Origin of the sequence: Dietzia sp. Die43 (assembly GCF_024519835.1) — a bacterium.
Taxonomy (GTDB): Bacteria; Actinomycetota; Actinomycetes; order Mycobacteriales; family Mycobacteriaceae; genus Dietzia; species Dietzia kunjamensis.
This window is the reverse complement of sequence record NZ_JALJRF010000017.1, coordinates 79,303-100,863: the sequence shown is the minus strand read 5'-3', so window position 1 is coordinate 100,863 and position 21,561 is coordinate 79,303. Positions and strand designations below refer to the sequence as shown.

General features: G+C 63.3%; 21 protein-coding genes and 1 pseudogene. 8 read left to right on the top strand and 14 right to left on the bottom strand.

Annotated elements, in window-relative coordinates; genetic code table 11:
• Positions 1-189 precede the first annotated feature (189 nt).
• A complete protein-coding gene (locus NR111_RS14750) occupies positions 190-1,449 on the top strand; it encodes an IS256 family transposase (RefSeq protein WP_068162682.1) in 1,260 nt (419 codons plus the stop codon).
• A gap of 50 nt (positions 1,450-1,499) precedes the next feature.
• On the opposite strand, the pseudogene NR111_RS14745 reads toward NR111_RS14750, so the two are convergent.
• The 6 genes and pseudogenes from NR111_RS14745 to NR111_RS14725 all read right to left on the bottom strand — a co-directional run.
• Positions 1,500-1,846, bottom strand: a pseudogene (locus NR111_RS14745) (transposase); the annotation flags it as partial.
• A gap of 638 nt (positions 1,847-2,484) precedes the next feature.
• Positions 2,485-3,360 (bottom strand): glycosyltransferase, encoded by an 876-nt coding sequence (locus NR111_RS18835; RefSeq protein ID WP_374210739.1) that lies wholly within the window; start codon positions 3,358-3,360, stop codon positions 2,485-2,487.
• Complete coding sequence (locus tag NR111_RS14740) at positions 3,350-3,865, bottom strand: hypothetical protein (protein WP_256821257.1); 516 nt, start codon at positions 3,863-3,865, stop codon at positions 3,350-3,352. Before NR111_RS14740 ends, NR111_RS18835 begins: the two co-directional genes overlap by 11 nt.
• Before the next feature lie 1,081 nt (positions 3,866-4,946).
• Complete coding sequence (locus tag NR111_RS14735; RefSeq protein WP_256821256.1) at positions 4,947-6,785, bottom strand: nucleoside-diphosphate sugar epimerase/dehydratase; 1,839 nt, start codon at positions 6,783-6,785, stop codon at positions 4,947-4,949.
• A 64-nt stretch (positions 6,786-6,849) separates the two neighbouring features.
• A complete protein-coding gene (locus NR111_RS14730) occupies positions 6,850-8,229 on the bottom strand; it encodes a polysaccharide biosynthesis tyrosine autokinase (RefSeq protein ID WP_256821255.1) in 1,380 nt (459 codons plus the stop codon).
• A gap of 493 nt (positions 8,230-8,722) precedes the next feature.
• Entirely contained in the window at positions 8,723-8,953 is a 231-nt protein-coding gene (locus tag NR111_RS14725; RefSeq protein ID WP_256821254.1) for a hypothetical protein, read from the bottom strand.
• Positions 8,954-9,312: 359 nt separating this feature from the next.
• Here NR111_RS14725 and NR111_RS14720 point away from each other — a divergent pair, with 359 nt between their 5' ends.
• Positions 9,313-9,897: an ElyC/SanA/YdcF family protein gene (locus NR111_RS14720; protein ID WP_256821253.1), complete on the top strand. Its 585-nt coding sequence runs from the start codon at positions 9,313-9,315 to the stop codon at positions 9,895-9,897.
• Positions 9,898-10,269: 372 nt separating this feature from the next.
• Here the strand turns inward: NR111_RS14720 and NR111_RS14715 are convergent, their stop codons facing one another.
• Positions 10,270-10,776 carry a hypothetical protein gene (locus tag NR111_RS14715; protein ID WP_256821252.1) on the bottom strand — a complete coding sequence of 169 codons (507 nt, stop codon included), beginning with the start codon at positions 10,774-10,776 and terminating at the stop codon, positions 10,270-10,272.
• Between the two features lie 150 nt (positions 10,777-10,926).
• On the opposite strand from NR111_RS14715, the gene NR111_RS14710 reads away from it, so the two are divergent.
• The 3 genes from NR111_RS14710 to NR111_RS14700 all read left to right on the top strand — a co-directional run bounded on the left by NR111_RS14710 (position 10,927) and on the right by NR111_RS14700 (position 12,181).
• Entirely contained in the window at positions 10,927-11,127 is a 201-nt protein-coding gene (locus NR111_RS14710; protein ID WP_256821251.1) for an alpha/beta fold hydrolase, read from the top strand.
• A 94-nt stretch (positions 11,128-11,221) separates the two neighbouring features.
• A complete protein-coding gene (locus tag NR111_RS14705) occupies positions 11,222-11,557 on the top strand; it encodes a hypothetical protein (protein ID WP_256821250.1) in 336 nt (111 codons plus the stop codon).
• Positions 11,558-11,623: 66 nt separating this feature from the next.
• Positions 11,624-12,181 (top strand): hypothetical protein, encoded by a 558-nt coding sequence (locus NR111_RS14700; protein WP_256821249.1) that lies wholly within the window; start codon positions 11,624-11,626, stop codon positions 12,179-12,181.
• Between the two features lie 52 nt (positions 12,182-12,233).
• On the opposite strand, the gene NR111_RS14695 is transcribed toward NR111_RS14700, so the two are convergent.
• The 3 genes from NR111_RS14695 to NR111_RS14685 all read right to left on the bottom strand — a co-directional run bounded on the left by NR111_RS14695 (position 12,234) and on the right by NR111_RS14685 (position 15,468).
• On the bottom strand, positions 12,234-12,800 hold the full coding sequence (locus NR111_RS14695) for a hypothetical protein (RefSeq protein WP_256821248.1): 567 nt from the start codon (positions 12,798-12,800) through the stop codon (positions 12,234-12,236).
• A gap of 155 nt (positions 12,801-12,955) precedes the next feature.
• Positions 12,956-14,233 carry a M20 family metallopeptidase gene (locus tag NR111_RS14690; RefSeq protein ID WP_256821247.1) on the bottom strand — a complete coding sequence of 426 codons (1,278 nt, stop codon included), beginning with the start codon at positions 14,231-14,233 and terminating at the stop codon, positions 12,956-12,958.
• Between the two features lie 137 nt (positions 14,234-14,370).
• The gene (locus NR111_RS14685) at positions 14,371-15,468 is read right to left on the bottom strand and encodes a Ku protein (protein ID WP_256821246.1); all 1,098 of its coding nucleotides are present in this window, start codon (positions 15,466-15,468) and stop codon (positions 14,371-14,373) included.
• Between the two features lie 112 nt (positions 15,469-15,580).
• Between NR111_RS14685 and NR111_RS14680 the strand changes: the two genes are divergently transcribed.
• A complete protein-coding gene (locus NR111_RS14680) occupies positions 15,581-16,345 on the top strand; it encodes a sulfite exporter TauE/SafE family protein (RefSeq protein WP_256821245.1) in 765 nt (254 codons plus the stop codon).
• A 95-nt stretch (positions 16,346-16,440) separates the two neighbouring features.
• A complete protein-coding gene (locus tag NR111_RS14675; protein ID WP_256821244.1) occupies positions 16,441-17,394 on the top strand; it encodes an NADP-dependent oxidoreductase in 954 nt (317 codons plus the stop codon).
• 39 nt (positions 17,395-17,433) lie between these two features.
• Here NR111_RS14675 and NR111_RS14670 read toward each other — a convergent pair whose 3' ends face one another.
• Positions 17,434-18,867, bottom strand: coding sequence for an IS1634 family transposase (locus NR111_RS14670; RefSeq protein WP_256821243.1), 1,434 nt, complete (start codon positions 18,865-18,867; stop codon positions 17,434-17,436).
• Here NR111_RS14670 and NR111_RS14665 point away from each other — a divergent pair.
• Complete coding sequence (locus NR111_RS14665) at positions 18,855-19,169, top strand: transposase (RefSeq protein WP_374210738.1); 315 nt, start codon at positions 18,855-18,857, stop codon at positions 19,167-19,169. The two genes, NR111_RS14670 and NR111_RS14665, sit on opposite strands and share 13 nt — an antisense overlap.
• 167 nt (positions 19,170-19,336) lie before the next feature.
• Here the strand turns inward: NR111_RS14665 and NR111_RS14660 are convergent, their stop codons facing one another.
• The 3 genes from NR111_RS14660 to NR111_RS14650 are packed head-to-tail and all read right to left on the bottom strand — an operon-like array spanning position 19,337 to position 21,451.
• Positions 19,337-20,131 (bottom strand): formyltransferase family protein, encoded by a 795-nt coding sequence (locus NR111_RS14660; RefSeq protein ID WP_256821241.1) that lies wholly within the window; start codon positions 20,129-20,131, stop codon positions 19,337-19,339.
• Between the two features lie 50 nt (positions 20,132-20,181).
• Positions 20,182-20,754 carry a sugar transferase gene (locus NR111_RS14655; RefSeq protein WP_256821240.1) on the bottom strand — a complete coding sequence of 191 codons (573 nt, stop codon included), beginning with the start codon at positions 20,752-20,754 and terminating at the stop codon, positions 20,182-20,184.
• A gap of 1 nt (position 20,755) precedes the next feature.
• Positions 20,756-21,451 (bottom strand): PIG-L deacetylase family protein, encoded by a 696-nt coding sequence (locus NR111_RS14650; protein ID WP_256821239.1) that lies wholly within the window; start codon positions 21,449-21,451, stop codon positions 20,756-20,758.
• Positions 21,452-21,561 lie beyond the last annotated feature (110 nt).

Here is a 21,561-nt window from a genome sequence, read left to right as displayed (position 1 = left end):
GTGATGCCGTGCTCGGTGAGCACGCGGCAGATCTGCTCGACCCCGAATCGCACCTAGTAGTGCCCCATAGAGTGGTGTAACTCGGTGGCCGAGATCGTCTGCGATTCCGTGTTGTGCACGGGTGTAGAGCGGCCACCGTGTGATCCTTCGAGTCAACCTTCTACCGAATCCTCGAACGGAGTCATCACGATGACCGCACCTCATATTGTCGACCCTGCAGGCCTGCTTGGCCAAGCCCTCGCCGACGCGTCGCCGGATCTGATGCGCGAGCTACTGCAGACCATGATCAACGCATTGCTCTCCGCCGATGCCGACGCCGTGTGCGGCGCCGAGTGGAACGCCCGCTCGGAACAGCGCACCAACCACCGCAACGGCTACCGCCACCGGCCCCTGGATACCCGGGTCGGCACCGTCGACGTCGCCGTCCCGAAGCTGCGCTCGGGCAGCTACTTCCCCGAGTGGCTGCTCGAGCGCCGCAAGCGAGCCGAGTCCGCGCTGATCACCGTCGTAGCCGACTGCTATCTGGCCGGGGTGTCTACCCGCCGGATGGACAAGCTGGTCAAGACCCTGGGTATCGACTCGCTGTCCAAGTCGCAGGTCTCACGCATGGCCCAGGACCTGGACGAGCAGGTCGCCGCGTTCCGGCACCGCCGCCTGGACGAGGCCGGGCCGTTCACCTTCGTCACCGCCGATGCGTTGACGATCAAGGTCCGCGAGAACAAGCAGGTCGTCAAGGCTTCCGTGCTGCTGGCCACCGGCGTCAACGGCGACGGCCACCGCGAGGTGCTGGGCATACAGGTCGCCACCAGTGAGACCACGGCCTCGTGGAACACCTTCTTCGCCGACCTGGTTGCCCGCGGCCTGGGCGGGGTGCGGCTGGTGACCTCCGATGCCCACGCCGGGCTCATCGAGGCGATCGCGGCGAACCTGCCCGGCGCCGCGTGGCAACGCTGCCGCACCCACTACTCGGCGAACCTCATGGCCGTCTGCCCCAAGTCCATGTGGCCGGCCGTGAAGGCGATGCTGCACAGCGTCTACGACCAGCCCACCGCGGAGGCGGTCAACGCGCAATTCGACCGGCTGCTGGAGTACGCCGAGCACCGGCTGCCCGAGGTCGCCGACCACCTCGGCGACGCCCGCGAAGACCTGCTCGCCTTCACCGCATTTCCCGACGACGTGTGGCGACAGATCTGGTCCAACAACCCCACCGAGCGACTCAACCGCGAGATCCGCCGCCGCACCGACGTCGTGGGCATCTTCCCCAACCGCGACGCCATCGTCCGCCTCATCGGCGCCGTCCTGGCCGAGCAGACCGACGAATGGGCCGAAGGCCGCCGATACCTCGGCCTAGAAGTGCTCAGCCGCTGCCGGCTCACCCTGACCACCAACACCGACACCAGCCAGGCGACGGAGGTGAGCACCGATGAACTGATGCAACTACCCGCCTGACCACCAACGAAGGATCAAAAACGAGTTACACCACTACCAGGGGCTTGACCTCGCACCTTGTGGACGTCGATGTAATCGACGATCAGGTAAGTCGGCGACCTGGCTCCGCCGCTGCGAAAAACGCCGAGGCGGTCTTGAGGATCTCATTCGCCCGGCGCAGCTCGGCGTTCTCCCGCTTGAGGCGCCTGACCTCCGCGGATTCGGCGGTCGATTCAGGTGACGAGGGGCTCGATTCGGCTTCGATCCAGTTCCGCAGAGTCGCCGGGTTCACTCCCAGCAGTGACCCGACGTGGGTGCGAGCGGCGACCTTGGAGCACTGCGCATCCGCCAGGTGCTCGTGATACATCCGGACCGCCCGCTCCCGGGTCTCAGCGTCGAACTTTCGTGGTGCTGCCATGGGTTCCAGTCTTCCTTGTCAGATCGGAACCCTCCGACAGATCCAGGGAGGTTCACTATGAGGCCACGGCCTCAAACACCAATGCATGCCCGGTAGACAGGCACATCGAAGACGAGCCACCTACGGCAGCGGAGAAACGAGCCAATTCCACTCTGCTACCCTCTTCTTGATGGCGATTCGAACAAACTTGAGGCTCGCCGAATGATCTCCAAGTTCTCGGTCAGCCGCCGGTTCTCATCGATGAGGCACCTGATCTTGGCGCTCTCCTCACTGTTGACGCCAGGCTGGGCACTGAAGCGCTTTCGACCTGCAAGGTCCACCCCCAGAATGTCTTCTTACCCATCCGCAACCGGCGGACCACCTGCTCGCAGCAGCCCGTCAGCGACGGGGACTCACCGCGGTACTCAGCCACCATCCACATCGACCGGATCTTGACCGCGGAATCGATTCTCCGCGGCATACAACCCTCCTTCTCAAGTCGAAGAGGAGGCGGCGAGAACCTTGGGGGCGGATCTCGGGCTGAATGGTACCGGAAAGCACACCATTGTTAGCGCGGATTTTTCGGTGGACTACGCTTTGCAAGTCTCGGCAGAGTCCAGCTTCACACTCCGGAATACCCCAATTAAGACGATATTCGCCTACCACTCCATCCAACTTGCAGGAACAGGCTCATCAGCCAGAGGACCGTTGCCGTACTCCGGTTTGGGCCGAAAACCATCCCAAACTCCAATCAACATCGACTTGCTCCGCAAGAATCCGCGACGCCTCAACAGATCAGCAACGGACACGCGGCAGGTTCGTAATAGCAACAAGACTACCAGGAAGAAGTGTTTTAGTACTGGCGAATTGGCCCGTGAAAACCACAGGTGATTACGCGCGTAGTAATAGTGCCACCTTGGACCACTAATAACTGTGGCGGTGTAGTGAATAGCCCCAGTCACTGGAACTGCTACCACTCGGCATCCCAACCGCCGAGCACGTACGCAGTAATCGGCGTCCTCACAACCCAGGAAGTATGTTTCATCCATTGGGCACACAGCCCAATAGGACCGTCTCACCACCATCACGGCGCCAGTTAACCAATCACAATCGATAGCGCGAGTCGGTGCCGGTCGCCGAGCTACCGGCCAACCAGTCAACCAGGAGAATACTCCCGCTGATGACTGAACTGCGCCATTGGGGTAGTAAAGGACGGGCCCTGCGACTGCCACTGCCGTGTCTTTCTCAAATTCCCTAATACAAGATTCGATAGCCTCCATCGCCAATTCGATATCATTGTTTAACACGGCGACTAGCTCTGATTTCCCGTGCGAGGCGCCTAAGTTAAAGGCTCCGCCAAACCCCAAATTCCGCTCGGGAATAATCCAATTCACAAGCGCCGGGAGATCTGCGGGCCGGTCCGACAGATCATTAGCTACCACGAAAACTTCGGCCGCCCATTCAGCCGCCTCCAATGCAACCTTTACGGTTGGCCCAGTCGGACCATAATGCACTAAAACTGCGTCACACTTCATGCGATTTCCCCCTCATAATCATACGTACCTGAACCGCGGTGCCGAGTGAGATTATTGTGCCCACCGCAATCGCCGCGCCAACAATAGTTCCACCGAAAGCCGCAACGACCCCAACAACTACAAATCCGACCGCCACCACGACAATTTTCACTGGGACAATACGCGAATGAATCTCCCTAGCCATTGCGACGTGCGATACTAGAAAATCGATACTCATAGGTACCGCAAAAGTGCACAAAATCAATGCGACGGGAAAAGCTGGAAGAAAATCACGGCCATACGCAATGGAAATCGCCGGCCAACTCAAGACCATTGCCATCACAGACCCGCCAACTGACAGCAAAGTCGTTTGCCGGACTGCGACTGCTACAGAAGCGTCCTTATGCTGAGAAAACCATCTCATTCCCACGCTCCGCGCAACCGCCACTACCGCGCTCTGAATTGCCGCCGCGACACTATAGAAAGCGATCTGCGACGGCGGAAAGAAAAAGGTGACTGCAAGCATATCGATTCGGTACTGCAGGAGCGAAAGCCAATTAATCGGTATTAACCGTACAGATCGGAGTAACAGTCGCGCAGACGGCAGGGATAAATAAGGCCTCGTTCCGAGAAGCGCGCCCGAGACTGCGGCCGCGACCATCTGGGCTATCCCAATACACAGGATCCAAGTAGATGCGTCTCGTACCGGGGAGACCAGAAGAATCAACATAATGGTCACCGCTGCAACCTGAGGGACCAAACGCAAGGCATTGAAATTAAAAGCTAGCCTGCCAATTCGCTGCATCCACGCAGCGCGCACCGCGGTCATGTTATTTGCCACGGTAATACCCGCCGCGCCAACGATAGCCCAACCAGAAGCGTTGTTAGCTACTAGCAACGACCCAGTAATCAGCACCCCAACGAAACACGCAGTTAAGCTAGATCTCCACACTTGGCGCCAAGTCAAGGATTTTCCCGTCACGATGTACTGTGGGAGAGCACACGACGATAGGACACCAATCGTGGTAGCCCATACTTGCCACGAAACAAAAAGTCCCCGCTCATGTACGCCCAGAGCGCGGGAAGCAATAATTGACGTCGCGATGCCCAGGGCGATAATGAGAACATTAGCGATAGCGATTGCCGGGCCGTCGCCCCTTAACCGATGCACGACTGCATCACCCCCGCTCCCGCACGCCGGTGGGTGTGTGGCCGATCGCTGTTAGACCATACGAACCCGTTCAGCGAAACAACTCTCGCCGCAGGTGGGAGCCCTTGAGGTCCAGATCTGAGCCCACGTGCTGGGAAGCCCCCATCCAGGGCACCGTGGGACTGACCACCAGATCCATTGCTGGTGCCGCTCTCTAACGGACGTTCTCTGCTAGCGGACGCGGTAAAGCAAGACATTACTTCGAGAGCGAACGCGAGGGTAATGCGCGAATCTAATAAGCTACGAACAAATTGGTCACGCTTCTTGCCGCCACTAGGCCACAGTTGCCGCGCGAACCGAACCAGGGATGGCTCGGCATAGGGACCACCTAGGCGCCGGTAACCGGTGCACATTCTCATCGACAACCTCTCGGAGTCCGTGGGCCCAATTCCCTTGGCTAGTATGCGTTCTTAGTAAGCCAGTCTTTCGCTTCACGGTGATCTGCGATCGCTTCCACCTCGACCCTATCCACAGAGATAGGCGGAACTCGCACCTCAGATAGGGAACTATGTCCAACGCTGGCTACCGGCGCTTCCGTGTCGTCGAAAAGTTCCTCAGATAACTTTTCGTTCTCCCGTAAGCCCGTATACACAATCTCCAACGGCTTCCCCGACTGTTCGATTAGAGTCTTAGCAACATTTGCGATCTTCACAGGCTCGCCCATGTCCAAAACAAGGGTGTCCCCGCTTGAACCTACGGCTGCCGCTTGAAGAACTAGCTGGCAGGCCTCGGGAATAGTCATGAAAAACCGGTCGACCTCTGGGTCGGTCACTGTAAGGGGGCCGCCATCCTTGATCTGCTTCTCGAAAACGGTGAGAACCGATCCACGGGAACCAAGCACGTTACCGAATCGGACTGACACATATTTCGAAAGCGCATTTTCAGAATCGCCCGCCGCAGCGGTTAATCTTTCTGCAACCCGTTTGCTTGTACCAAGCGCCGAGCTGGGATTAGCCGCCTTATCTGTCGAGATATTTACGAATGTCTCTACGCCGCTCATTGCTGAAGCATCTAATAGGTTTAGAGTGCCGATAACGTTGGTCTTGAGTGCCTCCAACGGGTATCGCTCCAAAAGGGGCATGTGTTTCAGTGCTGCAGCGTGAAACACTATCTGCGGTTTCCGCTTATCGAATATTTCGAAAATCGATTCTCGGTCTCGAATGGACGCCAGGATTGTGTCATCGCCGTCCAGCATCGCCTGGTCCATCATCGAAAGCTGAACCGAATGTAATCCTGACTCATCCCGGTCAAGCATTATAATTTCAGCCGGTCGGAAACGGCTTATTTGACGGCACAGTTCGGATCCGATGGACCCTCCAGCACCAGTCACCAAGATCCTCTTTCCGCGGAGGTACTCGGCAATTTGAGTTTGGTTCAAATGTGCCGGCTTTCGCCCCAAGAGGTCGTTCACGTTGATTTCACGCAACTCGTCGACCGCAACCCGGCCCCGCATCATCGAATCGAGCGGCGGAAGCACCAATACGCGTAGTCCCGCTTCTTCCGCACGGTCACGGATAGCGATCAAGTCGTCGCTTGGCAAGCTTGGTACTGCGAGCAAGAGCGTGGACGCTCCCGTCCGCGTCGCTAGTTCCTCTAGTTTCTCGCGACCGCCGTACACACGGATACCTTCGATTACCATGTGGTGCTTTCCCGCGTCGTCATCCAGAATCCCCACCGGGTTGAACTGGGAGGCCACGGACCGGCGGAGTTGTCTGACCAGTTGCAGGCCGCCATCGCCTGCACCAAACACCAAGGCGCGCTCTGCGTTCTCTGCTACCCCTGCACCGAATAGTTTCTTTCGTCTCACCAGGGACCTGAGCACCAGCGCCGAGAGGATTGTGAAAGCTCCCGCAACTAGCGGGTTAGAGCGCGGGATACCTTCATATCGACCGCCGGCTATCATTGCGAGAAAGACTATTCCGCTGGACATGGAAAAGACTATTGTCAGCACGGCGGATTCAAGAACGCTTCCAGGAACGTATCGCCCACGGTACAAACCAGTCAACCACCCTATGGCGCACGTCAAGGCAATTAGGGCAGCAAGGACGAAATATAGTCTCGGTATCACCAACGACTGGTTCAGCTCATCTACTGAAAAGTCGTAACGCATCCAAAGTGCTAGGAAGAACATTATCGACCAAAGGACGGCATCGACAAGAATCCACGGGGATGTTCCGAGTTTGTAGGGCCGGCGAATCCGGGCACTCGGGAGTTCGGTCTCAGCTGTCTCGGTCATTTTGACTTCTCCGTATGTAAACAAGTTCTCCGTACTTACGCGAACAAGCTACCGACACTGACGCTTAGGTCGATTCGGACGAGTAATAATACGAATCGTAGCGGCCGCCGGGCCGTCTTGTAACGGGTCTATTCGCCACCGTTATTAATCCGAGGAGAGTAGCGTCAGCCTTCTCCAAGTTGTCAACAGCTTGAGCCACCTGATCGCTGGTGGTTCGGTGAGTGCGCACCACCAGTAGAGCGCCATCTGTAATTCTTGCGAGCACTGCCCCATCCGTTACAGGTAGTAGAGGGGGGGAGTCGATAATTACGAAATCGTATGCCGCGCGGAGATCCGCTAGAAGCTGTCGCGCCGTCTCTGACGCCAGCAATTCCGAGGGGTTCGGAGGTAGTGGGCCGCACGCCAGGAGATCCACACCTTTGTGTCGAGTCTCCTGGACCACGTCCGCGAAGTCGGCTTGACCGGAGAGCACGTTCGTAAGACCGACCTTGTCCGGCATAGACAGGTAACTAACTACCAGTGGCCGTCGCAGGTCCGCCTCGATCAAGAGGACCTTATTGCCCGCCTCTGCAAGAGCGAGAGAGAGGTTAATTGCGGTCTCGGATTTTCCCTCAGTTGCCACCGAAGAAGTGACCACGAAAACCCGTGGTGGATTATCGACGTTCAGGAACTCAAGGTTCGTACGAAGACGCCGGAAAGATTCTGCCGCCGGTGAGTGGCCTTCACGGAATGGCACAATGTGCTCTGCGCCCTTCTCTTTATCCTCCTTCTTGCGGAACGGAATGGATCCCACTACTGGCTTTCCCGCCACGAGCTCGAGCTGTTGTACGGACTTAACTCGCCGGTCAAGTGCGTTAATAAACACTGCACTACTGATCCCGATGAACATGCCCAGTACAAGGCCAATCATCACGTTCAATGCCGTCTTGGGGGCCACCGGTGCCGTAGGTAAGGACGGAGGATCAACCACGGTTAGCTTTGCTAGCGCAGGGCCTCCGCCTTCCGGGGTCTCAAGACGACTGACAACTTCGGGCAGGACCTCACCAAAACTTTTCGCCACTTCAAGAGCACGTTGCGGATCAGTGTCTGTTACCGAAATACTTAGAAGTACCGTCTCTGCACCAACGGATGCCTCAGCCGACTCGACTACCTCGTCTGCACTAAGGTCTGTTCCAGAATCAGCAATGACCTCCCGTGCAATATCTGTACTCCCAATCAAGGCCGCGTACGACTGGACTCGCTGTTGGGCGCCGAGTGAACCCTGGTACGCCGCTGCCGCAGCATTTTCCCCTCCAGCCACGGTCACGTAAAATTGAAGCTGAGCTCGGTACTGGGGTGTTGTAAGTAGGCTCATCCCGAGTGCAAGCACACCGCCGACTAGCGTCGCGGCAACGATAGCGATCCAACGGGCTCTCAATACGGATAACAAGTCCCGCAGATCCACTCTAGGGGTCCTTTCCTCGCTGCTTCATCGACTACGACTCGAGTTGCTCACGGCGAAACGAGTCAATCTGACACTGTACTTTGCCGAGGTCGTCCTCAGCTATCGCAGTACCGAAAGTGAGTGCGGGCTTATCCTTGCTCTCGCTTCGCATCGCCGATAGGCAAGCATTTTTGCAGATCAGCGCCGGTGATGCACGATTTAAGTCAGCGGGGGGAGGTCAGCAACCGTTTGCTGAACCCGCAGACGGCGTCCCTCGAAACCGCGACATGGGGGGCGGTACGCGCCCAATTCTATGGAGCCTCAAGAATCGAACGGGGTCGGCGAAGTAACCGTTTCCTAGGCGCAATTCTTGGCGGGCGACCTCTTACCGCACCCTTCAAGCCGAGACTTCGTCTCCAGCAGGAGTCAGTCCTGCGGCTGCTCTCGTGGCACGAGTCTTCCGCCCTAGGTCGCGTAGTTCATGTCAGCCGCTGTTTTCCGCGGAGCTGATGTCCTAGTCAGCGTTATCGGTCTCATCGTCGTCGTTGCTTGCGTTAGAGCCCGGTCCTTCGCACCTCCTACACTGGTTCTGGTAGTAGTCCTCGTGCTTCTCCGGCTCAAAGTCCGCCGCCGTGCTCTCGATGAGCGAGGCCGCCATCTTTACCTGCTGCAGCCGGACCTCGGACTCCAGCACCTCAAGGATCGCCGGGCGGATCTCTACCGGCCACACCAACGTCTGCAGCATGAACATGGTCTGGTACCCCTGTAGCGCGAACAGCCGGGGTGCGATCGCGCTACGTGAACGTGCAGATGGCCGGCCGGTCCGTGGACTCCAGCGCCTCCCGCATAAGCACGTACGCACGGCTAAGACGCGACGGCGGCTCCAGGAAGTAAACGCCGACAACGGTCACCGAGTGCGCCTGGCCAGCCGGGCGAACTCAGTCACCTCGCTTTCGTACGTCTGTTCCACCGGCAGGCTGGCCAGGTCCGCATTGGCGAGGATGACCATCTCGCCGTCCTCGCACTCCTCGCCTTTGTCGCCGCCACGCATAGACGACCGGAAGCCGGTACCCCCAGTTCGGAATGCCGCCGTAGCCTGTATCCGTGAGACCACGCTCTCGACGCCGCCGCAGCATCGTGGTGCTGGCGCTCGTCTTTGTGGTGGGTCTGCTGGTCACTGGCCTGGCCACAGCGCGAGCCGTGCTCTTTCCGGAGGTCGACTCTCCGGAGCGGGTAAGTGCGATCCTGGTGGTGGCAGGTGCCTACGACGACCGCTACGTCTACGCCCGCAGCCTTGCCGAAGAGGGCGTGGCCGATCACATCCTCGTCTCCCAGCCTCCCAGCACCACCGGCCGGTACGCAGATGTTATCGCGTCTTACTGCGCCTCGACTCCCGTGCTGGCACGCGACGGCCGCAGCATCGACGTCGAGTGCTTTGCCCCCGACGTGGACACCACCGAGGGCGAGACCACCGCCGCCACCCGCATCGCCCGCGAACGCGGCTACGAGTCCCTACTAGTGGTGACGTACTGGGGCCACGTCTCGCGTGTGCGGATGTACTTTGAGCAGTGCTTCGACGGCCCTGTCTACGTGACCGACACGCCTCGGCCCACCTCGATCTCGCGGCGCTACGCCCTGCTTCACGAGACGGGTGGCTACTTCAAGGCGTTTCTCAAACCCGCCTGCTGAGCTGAGCAGCCCACCCCGGTCCTGCGCTCCTCGTGCGATGCGCCCACCCCGACTGATCCGCGGCGTCGGCAACCGCGGGGCTCAGGGCGGGGCGAGGATTTGTCGTCGTCGTCGCCGATCGAGCCACCGGGGCCGCGGAGGGGGATCACGCGGCCGCCGGCGACTCAGTCGCACGATGCGGGATCGCGACCGGGATCGGTCAGCGGAGGCCGCACATCGTGGCGGAGCCGGCGACAACTCGAGGGGGGGATCAAGCTTCGCCGCCGACTACCGTCGACCATAACCCCCGCCGATGCACCAGACAACTGTCAGCTTTGTGTGGGCAGCTAAGCACCTGCCGGCGCATCGTCGCAGTTCAGAACCTTGGGGGGCTTACTTCTCGAGATAGGCGCCGTCGAAGAGCATCGTCGAGGCGACGGTGGGCTTGACGCCCTTCACCGACTCATCGATCGCCACGTACTCCTCGGCGTTGGCGAACACGGCGAACGGCATCACCCGGTTGTACTCCTCCTGGAGACGGTGGAACGCGGCCTTCTGCTCCTCCGGCGTCTCCACCGCCTTGAGCGCCCGGGCCGCCTCCGCCAGCGCGGGATCGTCAACCCCACTGATGTTTGTCGACCCGCCGGGGACCAGGTTGGCCAGGAAGCTCGCCGACGCATCGGCGTCGGACGGGTTCATGCCGCCGATGATCATCTCGAAGTCCCCGCTGAAGAGCTTCGCCGACTGCTGCGAGGCCGGCACGATCGCCGCCCTCCAGGTGATGGAGGCCCTCGGCATCGACATGGCGTTCGCGCTGGGCACGTCCCAGGGCGGATGGATCGCCACCCGCAAGGCGCTGCTCGACCCCGACGCCATCCGCGGCATCGTCGTGGTGGGCACCTCCATGGACTACGAGAGCCGGGCCAGCATGGAACGCGGCTGCTGGGACGGCTCCGGCTTCTGCACCCCCGCGATCGACGCGCTCGCCGCCTCCGCACCGCGTCGGTCAACCTGCGCGACCGCGACGGCCTGGAGGCCCGCCTCGGCGACGTGGTCTGCCCTGTCCTCTGGCTGCAGGGCACCGCCGACGCGGTCTACTCCGTGGCCAACGCCGAGGACGGCATCGCCCGGTTCACCGGCTCCCCCTCCGCCGAACTCCAGATCGTCGAGGGCGGGCAGCAATTCCTCACCGCCTCCGACCCCCAGACCGCCAACGCCGCCACCCTGGCCTTCGTGGAGAAGTGGTCCTAGGTCCCGGCGACTGCGGCGCCTGCCGGTTCCGCCCCCTCGGCGACCGCGGGCCGTGAGAGCGGGGTGACCTCGTCGTCGTCGTAGTCTCACACCCATGTCTGAGACCGCCGACCTTCGTCTGGAGCTCGAGACCGCCCGGGACCGGTTCGAGCACTACCGCATCTCCGTGAGCACGGCATTCGAGGATCGGCCCGCCGGCGAGCTGGCCCGCGCCCTCGAGGCCGTGCTCCCGGACCTGGCGTTCCACGAGGGGCAGGCGTACGCCGCGACCGTAGCCCTGGAGCAGCTGGACGCCGGCGCCGATCCCGCCGCGGTGGCGCAGGCGCTGGACCTCGAGCTGATCGAGCAGCAGGCCGCGCGGCACAGCACGGACTTCCTGGCCGGTGTCGCCAGGATCCTCGCCCGCGCGAGGCGGGACGGGGCGGTCTAGCGGGACGGGGCTGCCCGGCCGGGCGGCCGGGCGCGCGCCGACGGGGCGGCCGGGGACAATGGGGGCATGGCATCCCCGGAACAGCGCGCACAGTTCGAGCTCCTCGCCCCGCTACTGGCCCGCGAGGGCGTCGACGTGTGGACCGCGACCGTCACCGACCTCGACGCCGGGATGGACCGCGCCAAGCAGCGCCACGCCGCCGCCGTCGCGCAGGTCCGCGCCATCCTGGACGCCCACGCCCGGCACGACATCTCCGCCGCCGGCGCCCTCCTCGAGGCGCTGGAGCAGTCCGCCGACGCCACCCCCCCGCCGATCCCCGACGCGCTGACCGTGGCGACCCGCTTCGCCCAGCTCGCCCAGACGGTGGCGCCGCAGCTGCCGGCCGAGGTGATCGACGCCGTGCGCGACAGTGCGCGACTGCCCGACGTCCCCGACGGCATGGCCGCCCTGTGCGAGGCGACCCTGCTCGACTGCGACGCCGCCGCCGGTCTGCGCACCGTGATCCGCGAGCACGGGCCGGCGGACGCCCTCTACGCCGCCGCGGCCATGACCGCCGCCGTGTTCCGCCACTGGGCCCGGCACACCGGGCAGGAGATGGGCGAGCTCATCAGCGCGCATGCGTGAGGGGCGGACTCACACCCGACGATGATTCGGGCTTATCGGGACACCGATAGACCTAGTTCGGGTCCATGGTGGGGTTGCCGTTCTCGTCCAGGTACCGCGGCGAGGTCTCCCCAGTCTCCTTGTCGAACCAGATCGGATTGCCGTTCTCGTCGTAATAGCCGCACGTGGCCGCTGGGCCGACGCACCCGTCGGCTCGCGGCGGGTCGGTGAACGGGGCGGGGTCCGGCGCGGACAGCGGCGGCGCGCAGTTCACGGTATCGGTGACGATGGAGCCATCCGACATCACGGCCGCGTTGCGTTCCCAGCATTGAACGAACCGTGGTGTCCCGTAGGGATCGAAGTCTTCCGGGCGCATGAAGGGCGGGCGCACCGGCGCTGCCGCCGGCGCGGGCGCTGCAGCTGGCGCCTCGGAGGTGGAGGGCGCCGAACTCTCGGTTTCCACAGTGGATGTGCTCGGCGAACTGATGGTCACCGTCGTGGTGGTGGTGCTGGCGGCAGCGCTCGTGCTGGTGCTGGTCGCCGGCGAGTCGGTCTCGAGGTGCTCACCCCCGTCGGATCCGCAGCCGGAGACACCGAGCGCGATAAGCGCGGCTACTGCGGCAGTAATGGCCAGTCTCATCCGCTCACCTTCCCCTGAGGACGAACGGAAGTTTACGCTGTGCGCGCATCGGCGTGAGCCATAAGCTCACTTCGGCCAGTTCCGCCTCTGTGGTGTCTGCGGAGTTGGGGCCGGAAGCGCCGTTGTTGTCGTCGTGGTCGTCGGCTTGTCGCTCCCTACTCGCCCCGGCGCTCGGCGCCCAGGTAGGCCAGCGCCGCCACCACCTGAGCACGCGTCGCGGTGAGCAGCGTCGGCTCCTCCTCGGGCGCGAAGTGCGGCGAGTGGTTGGCCGGGATCTCCTGTCCCACCGCGCCGCGGGCCAGCGCATCCTGGTAGCGGGCGGGATCGACCGAGCCGACGGTCCAGTACGTGTACGGCACCCCGAACGCCTCCGGGATGCGGGAGAAGTCCTCCGACGCCGTGACCCGGCTGGCCTCGTACACCGCGCGCGGGCCGAAGTGCTCGACGAACGCCTCGGTGACCGTGTCCGTGACGGTCGGATCATTGCTGGTGAGCGGGTACTGGTCGTAGTACTCGAACACGGGCGCGAGAGGGGCGTCCGCGGCCGTGCACTCGGCGCGGACGATCCGCTCGATCGACGCCATCACCCGGTCCCGCACCGCCGGGTCGTACGTGCGGATGTTGAGCAGCAGCTCCGCGGAGTCCGGGATGATGTTGGCCTTGGCGCCCGCCGTGATCGAGCCGACCGTGAGCACCGCGAACGTGCCCGGCTCCACCTCGCGCGAGACGATTGTCTGCAGCCGCAGGACGATCGACGAGGCGAGCACCACCGGGTCGACCGACGTGTGCGGCATCGACCCGTGCGCGCCCCGGCCGCGGATCGTGATCCGCAGCGAGTCGCCGGCCGAGAGCACCGGGCCCGCCACCGTGCCGATCGTGCCCGCCGCCGTGGGCATGACGTGCTGGCTCAGCGCCACGTCCGGCCGCGGGACCCGCTCGAGCAGGCCGTCGTCGACCATCGCCCGAGCGCCGGCGGCCGTCTCCTCCCCCGGCTGGAACACCGCGATGTACGTGCCCGACCACGCGTCGCGGTTCTCGGACAGGACTCGAGTGGCGCCCAGCAGCGCCGCCGCGTGGGCGTCGTGGCCGCACGCGTGCATGACTCCCGGCGTCTGGGAGGCGTACTCCAGGCCGGTGTCCTCCTGGAGGGGCAGGGCGTCTGTGTCGGCGCGGGCCAGGACGGTGGGTCCTTCGCCGTTGGCCCCGGCCCCAGCGGTGGCCGGGTTGCTGATGACCGCCACGACGCCCGTCCCGCCGATGCGCTGGGACTCCAGGCCCAGCGCGGTGAGTTCCTGCTCGATCCGGTCCGCCGTCGCGTGCTCGGCCATGCTGAGCTCCGGGTGACGGTGGAAGTGGCGGTAGACGTCGCGGAGCCACGGAAGGTGGTCGGAGACAGCGGATTCGAGGGTGGCGGGGCTCATGCGGGAGGACATGGATCCAGCTTGCCCCTCACGGGCGAAGAGGTGCACCGGTTCGACACTCGCCGAGTGGTCACAGGTGCGCGCCTCCGAGGCGCTCTTCCTGGGAAAACGTGAACGGGAATGACCACTCGGCGGGCGCGGTCAGGGCGTCAGGCGGACTTCTTGGCCGGGGTCTTGCGGGCCGTCGACTTCTTCGCCGGGGCCTTCTTGGCTGGGGACTTTGAGGCTGTCGACCTGTTGGCCGTGCCCGAGCCGGAGCTGCCGGAGTCCGACTTGGAGGACGTCGACTTCGTGGCAGTCGACTTCTTTGCCGCGGCCTTCTTGGCCGGCGCCTTCTTCGCGGCAGTCTTCTTGGCCGGAGTCTTCCGTGCCGAGCTACTTCCGCTCTTCTTGCTGGCGGTCTTCTTGGCGGAGCCGGAGTCCTCGTCGTCGTCGTCCTGGTCGTCGGTGTCGTCGGCCTTACCGCCCCGGTCCTTCACACTCGCCCGCAGCGCCGCGAGCAGGTCGGCGACCTCGTCGTCGCCGTCATCGTCGCTCGAGGTATCCCTCTCCTCCACCGTGAACGCCTCACCGCCGGCCGCCTTGGCCTCGATCAACTCCTTGAGCTGATTCTGGTAGTCGTCCTCGTACTTCTCCGGCTCGAAATCCGCCGCCATGGTCTCGATCAGCGACGCCGCCATCTTGACCTCCTGCGGCCGGACCTTGGCCTCCTTGTCCAGGCCCTCGAGGATCGCCGGGCGGATCTCGTCGGGCCACAACAGCGTCTGCAGCATCAGCACGTCCTTATACACCCGGAGCGCGCAGAGGCGGGTGCGGTTACGCAGCGTGAACGTGCAGATCGCCAGGCGGTCCGTCTGCTGCAGGGCCTCCCGCATCAGCACGTACGCCCGGTTGGAGCGCGACGCCGGCTCCAGGAAGTACGCGTTGTCGAACGCCACCGGATCCACCTGGTCGGCCGGGACGAACTCCGTCACCTCGATCTCGTGGTTCTGCTCCACCGGCAGGCTGGCGAGGTCCTCCTTGGTGAGGATGACCATCTCGCCCTCTTCGGACTCGTACGCCTTGGCGATGTCGGAGAACTCGACCTCCTCGCCGTTGTCGTCGCGCACCTTCTTGTAGCGGATGCGGACGCCGTCCTTCTTGTCCACCTGCCGCGCGTGCAGATCGTGGTCCTCGGTGGCCGAGTACACCTTGACCGGCACGTTCACCAGACCGAACGAGACCTCGCCCTTCCAGATGGATCGCATACAGGGAGTATGCGACAGATGCCGAGCCTCGGCAGCCGGACGCGGGGGCGCTCACGTCCGCCACGGCGCCTGCTCGGGCACCGCGTGGCCGCCACCTGGGATGCTGGTGCCCATGCCCGCCGACCTCGCTCCCCTGCTGCTGGTGGTGGCCGCGTCGGCCGTCATCCTGGGCACCGTCCTGCAGCGGGTCAGCGGGATGGGGGTCGGACTAGTGGTCTCGCCGACCCTCGCGCTGCTGCTCGGGCCCGTCTCCGGCGTGCTGCTCACCAACATCGCGACCATCATCTCCGCCGCCCTCATCGGCTTCACCCTGCGGCGCGACATCGACTGGCAGCGATACCGCCGCCTCGCTCCCCTCATCGTGGTTGGCTCAGTCCCCGGCGCGCTGCTGGTGGGCGCCGCGGACCGGGCCTGGCTCGAGGTGATCATCGGCGTCGCGCTCCTGGGCACGCTCCTCACCACGGCGCTCGTGACCATCCCGCCCCTGAGCGGCCGGCTACCCGCCGCGGTGGCCGGCACCGCCGGGGGGTTCCTCAACACCGCCGTGGGCGTGGCCGCGCCCGCGATGCTGGTCTACGCCCAGGCCACCGGCTGGCAACAGCGCTCATTCGCCGCGACCCTTCAGCCGATCTTCGGAACCATGGGCCTGGTGTCCGTCCTGGTGAAGGTCGGACTCGGGGCGGCGCCGCTGGCGGCGCTGCCGCTCAGCGCTGTCGCCGTGGTGGTGGCGCTGGTGCCGGTCGGCATCGTCATAGGCGGACTGGTCGCCCGGCGGGTCCCGGCGGCGGTCGGGCGGCGCGTGGCCGTGCTGGTGGTGACCGCGGGTGCACTCAGCCTGCTCGGACGGGGCGTTGGAGGCCTGGCAGGAATCATCTAGCCGATCGCGTGGTTACTCGGCGGGACAGACGTCACCCGTGCCAGCAATCCAGCGGACCGGCCCACCCCGGTTCGGTTCCGCGGGAAAGAGGACAAATGACCGACTCATCCGGCTCGATCCGCGCCGTGGGCGTGACCACCTACGGGGGCCCCGACGCCCTGCAGGTCGTGGAGGTCCCGCGCCAGGAGCTCGGACCCACCGAGGTCCGCGTCCGCGTCACCGCCGCGACCGTCAACCCCACCGACACCTACACGCGCAACGGCTCCCGGTCCAAGACCGGAACCCCGCGCGGCGCCGCCGACGTCCCCGGGATGGACATCGCGGGCGTCCTCGAGGAGATCGGCGAGGTCGCCGAGACGTCCCTCTCGGTCGGCGACCGGGTGATGGGGATCGTCGTCCCGCGCCACGAGCACGGTGCGTACCGCGAGGACATCGTGCTGCCTGCGCGGTCGATCGTGGCCGTCCCGCGGGGGGTCGACGACGTCGCCGCGTCGACGCTCCCCATGAACGGGCTCACCGCCCGGCGCGCGCTCGACCTCATGGACCTGCAGCCCGGCCAGGTGCTGGCGGTGACCGGGGCGGCCGGCTCGACCGGTGGATACGTAATCCAGCTGGCCAAGCACGCCGGCCTGACGGTGGTGGCCGACGCATCCGAGGCGGACGAGCAGCTGGTCCGCTCGCTCGGCGCCGACCAGATCGTCCGGCGCGGCGACGGCGTGGCCGACCGCATCCTCGAGCTGTACCCGGACGGCGTCGACGGACTCTTCGACGGAGCCGTCCAGGACGCCGCCGTCCTCCCCGCGGTGAAGACCGGCGGCGACGTCGCGACCGTGCGCTGGTACCAGGGTGACCTGCGCGTCCACGCCGTGAGCGTGGCCGACATGGCCGAGGAGCAGGAGAAGCTCGGCGAGCTGCGCCAGCTGGCCGAGGACGGCGTGGTGACCCTCCGGGTGGCCGACAGCTACTCCCCCGACGACGCCTGGCGCGCCCACGAGCGGCTCGAGGCCGGCGGCACACGCGGGCGGCTGGTCATCGACTTCACGAAGTGATCCGCGGTCGGCGGCCCTGCTGACCTGAGTTGCACATGTTTAGTGCCTGGCGCCGAGCGCCTCGACGATGGCTTGGGCGTCGTCGTCGAGCGGGGTGCGGGCGGTGAGCTCGTGTCCGTCGACGTCGATGACGACGGTGTGGATCCGGCGCAGTGTTCGCACGATCTTCTTGATCGACGTCCCGGTCCGATTCTGCAGGTAGCGGGCTATCGCGAGTGCGGCGAAGACGATGGTCAGGTGCGCTTCGATCGAGTCGCGGGTGCGGTGAAAGATCGGCCGCGCCTTCAGGTCAACCTTGGCCATGCGGAAGGACTGCTCGACCCTCCACAGGTCGTGATACGCGGCCACGACGGCGTGGCCGTCCATCACGGCGGGGTCGATGTTGGTGACGTAGCCTTTGTACCCGGCCGCTTGGCGGGCCCGCTCGATTGACGTCTCGTCCAGGGCGACGGTCTGGCCGGTGATTTTGACGAACCTCTGCTTTTTGAGCGGTTCTGACCGGTCAGCGACCCGCTGAGCGCGGTCGATTTGCGCATTGAGCGTGCGGTAGTCCCTCTGGGCTCGTTGCCACTTGTAGTGCCACACCACCCTGCGGTCGCGCCGATCCCGACCCTGGCCCATCGGGCGGATCAGCTCGACGATCTCCCCGTCCGGTATGGCGTTGCCGCGGCGGCCGAAGTGGTCCTCGAGCTCCTTCGGGGCCTTCGAGGTGCGGGAGGCGACGATGAACGACAGCCCGGCGTCCTCCAAAGCATTGAGGTTGGCCGCCGAGAGCATGCCGGCGTCGGCGACCACGACCATGTCGGCGATGCCGTGGCGCTGCTGGAAGGCGGTGATGACTGGGATCAGCGTCTTCGTCTCGGCCTTGTTGCCTTCGAACACGTGAATATCCAGCGGAAACCCGTCCCGGGCCACCAGTAAGCCGACGGTGTTCTGCGGGTCGACGCGGCGTTCCTTGCTCATGCCGACCTCGCGTAGGCCGTCTTCCTTCTCGGCCTCGAAGTACAACGTGGTCAGGTCGTACAACACCAGGGCGGCACCCGGACCGCCGGCGGAGGTGACGTGCTCCCAGCAGGCGGTCGCCAGCACGGTGCGGTAGTCGCGCTCAACGCAGCGAGCCGGGCTCGCTTTGATCGTGTTGCGATGTGGAGGGTCGATCCCGATGTCTTCCAGGACGCGGATCGTATCCAGCTTGCTGGTCGCCTCGACCAAGCGCGCGCACACCAGCGCTTTGAACGTCTCATCGGCCACGGCATCGAAGCCAAGGGCGTCAAAGGTGCTGGTCAACGCTTGCCACAGCAGCTGGCTGGAGTGCCGGCGCACCACCGCGTCACGACTTGCACGCACCTGCGACTCGGGCTCCAGGCCGAGCTCCAGGGGCTGTTGGCCGACGGTGATCTTGCCCTGAACCTCCCTGGATCTGTCGGAGGGTTCCGATCTAACAAGGAAGACTGGAACCCATGGCAGCACCACGAAAGTTCGACGCTGAGACCCGGGAGCGGGCGGTCCGGATGTATCACGAGCACCTGGCGGATGCGCAGTGCTCCAAGGTCGCCGCTCGCACCCACGTCGGGTCGCTGCTGGGAGTGAACCCGGCGACTCTGCGGAACTGGATCGAAGCGGAATCGAGCCCCTCGTCACCTGAATCGACCGACGAATCCGCGGAGGTCAGGCGACTCAAGCGGGAGAACGCCGAGCTGCGCCGGGCCAATGAGATCCTCAAGACCGCCTCGGCGTTTTTCGCAGCGGCGGAGCCAGGTCGCCGACTTACCTGATCGTCGACTACATCGACGTCCACAAGGTGCGATTCGGGGTCGAGCAGATCTGCCGCGTGCTCACCGAGCACGGCATCACGATCTCCCCCCCAGCGAGCATCCGCTACGCACTTCAGAGTCCGGAAGGGAAGGTTTCCACCCACCAATCCAAAGCTAGTCGAGATAACTCATTCCATCATCTCGCGCTCCGCGACTGTGCAACTGTACTTCCCATCCGCCAAGTCAAGAACGAGCGGAGCACCAGGGCGCTCACCCGGCTCACCTCTCCACACCCGCCACCTAACGTCGCCCTCATCCCAAAACGCTCCCGGATACGGCCGAGTGACCCCGCGCACGAGACGGTCCACCTCCCCTACCGTCATCGCCGAGTCAATTGCTCCATCTCTGGGTTTACGCCCAGGCCATTCAGTAGCTTTTGTTTCATCTTGAGGAGTCGGCACGTAGTTTCCCGATTGCAGGAGAGGCCAAGCGACACGCATTAGTTCACGATGCGCATCCTGGACACGGCCATAGAGAGAACCTGCGTCTTCCTGCCCAGCAATGGGCAGTTCGACTTGAGCAATCAGTGGCCCTGTGTCGACACCCTCGTCCAGAACAAACATCGACACGCCCGTCTTGTCGAGCCCTTTAATGATTGCCCATGGCACTGCCGCCCGGCCGCGCCCCTCGGGCAGCAGGGTCGGATGCATCCCGAGCACGCCGTATTTTGTTGAGGCCAGCACTTCGCTACTTGCGATCTGCGACCAACCGATAATGAAGAGCCAGTCTAACTCTGCGCCTCGGATTGCTTCAATCGATTCCGAGTCATTGACGTGTCCGATCTTGAGCAATGGAACACCATGACGTCCAGCGAAATCGTCGAGGTAAATACGTCCTGACTTGTCCTTAGACTTATCGTCATGCAATGTAATCAAGAGATCCAGGTGCCCCCCTAGATCATATATTTCTTCGATGCAGGCCAAACCTAGTTCTACACATGTAACAAATCCGAATCGCATCGCTATTGCCCCTTTCAGTATTTCGGCGGCGGCTTAAGTAAATACACAAAAGTCCGCAGAATTATCCCTAAGTCCAAACGAAATGAAATCGAATTTGCATACTCTTCGTCGTAGCGCGCCTTTTCTAGGGCATCCATTCCATCGAACGAGTTCACCTGCGCCCACCCCGTCAGGCCGGGGGACAAGCGGAGAGCCCCGCTTAAGTAACGAGCACGGATTATGTCAGTCTGCGACGGAAGCGGAGGCCTCGGTCCAACTACTGACATGTCGCCCTTGACGATATTAAAAAGCTGCGGAAGCTCATCCAAGTTCGTCCGGCGGATCACCTTGCCAACCTTGGTCACGGACGGCGCAATAATCTCCCCTGATGGCACGCTCGCCGTCCCAACCTGCATGCTGCGAAATTTGTAGATAGCGAAACTCGCCCCATCTCGCCCGGTACGTTCCTGGACGAACAGGGCGGGACCCCTATCTTCAAGCTTTATAGCTGCACCGACCGCTGCCAGCACCGGAGAGAGCACTGCCACCGCAATGCTGGCGGCAACGACATCAAAGATCCGCTTGCCCGATTCCTCATACGAGCCCACGTCAGAAAACCCCGCCGAGATCGATATGGGCCGCCTGGAATGCTTCGCAGTATCCCGTCCCTGCTTGCCCACCGCGCACTGCTGCCATACCACGGATCACTTCCTCGGACCGTGGATGAGGGAATGGTCTCATCACAGCGCGATACTTCTCGAGAGCTTCGATTTTCGACCCAAGACCGCGCTCGCCTATCGGAAAAAAGGTTGTCGGCTCGAACGCTCGGCTGGTACCACCAAACTGCCAGTCGGTCGACGACGCGATCTCCATGAAAAACAAGCCCTTCAAGGCCGGGACCCGATCGCCTCGCTGGAATAGCCTTGCAGCCGCTTGGGTGGCGGCCGAAACCTGACGGTGATCATCGTTCAGGTCATGGGGGTGGTGAGTAAATACCCACTCGGCAGAGTGGTCTTCAAGTGCCCTTTCAATGAACCTCACTAATTCTATATGCGGCTCTGAGTTCATCCGAATATTCGGGAATGGCCCCAATTGCGGATCAGCCATACCGAGCACCGTCGAAGCTGCGCGAGTATCAGCCAGCAACTCGTCATCGGTCGGCCGCCGATCACGGGCTCCTACATCACCCGACAGAATGCAGGTTTTCACCGAATACCCTCGGTCAGCCAAAATTCTCGCCGTACCACCACACCCAAGAACTTCATCATCTGGGTGAGCAACGACCACTAACACATTTCCCGACATATTTCGCCATCTCCAGACGGTGTTTGCCCGCAAATTCTCGCCTCCGCCGCCAAGTGGGCCAAAAGCTTCCAAACAATCGTAATGCCAGTCGTGTCCCCGGGCGGAAACCC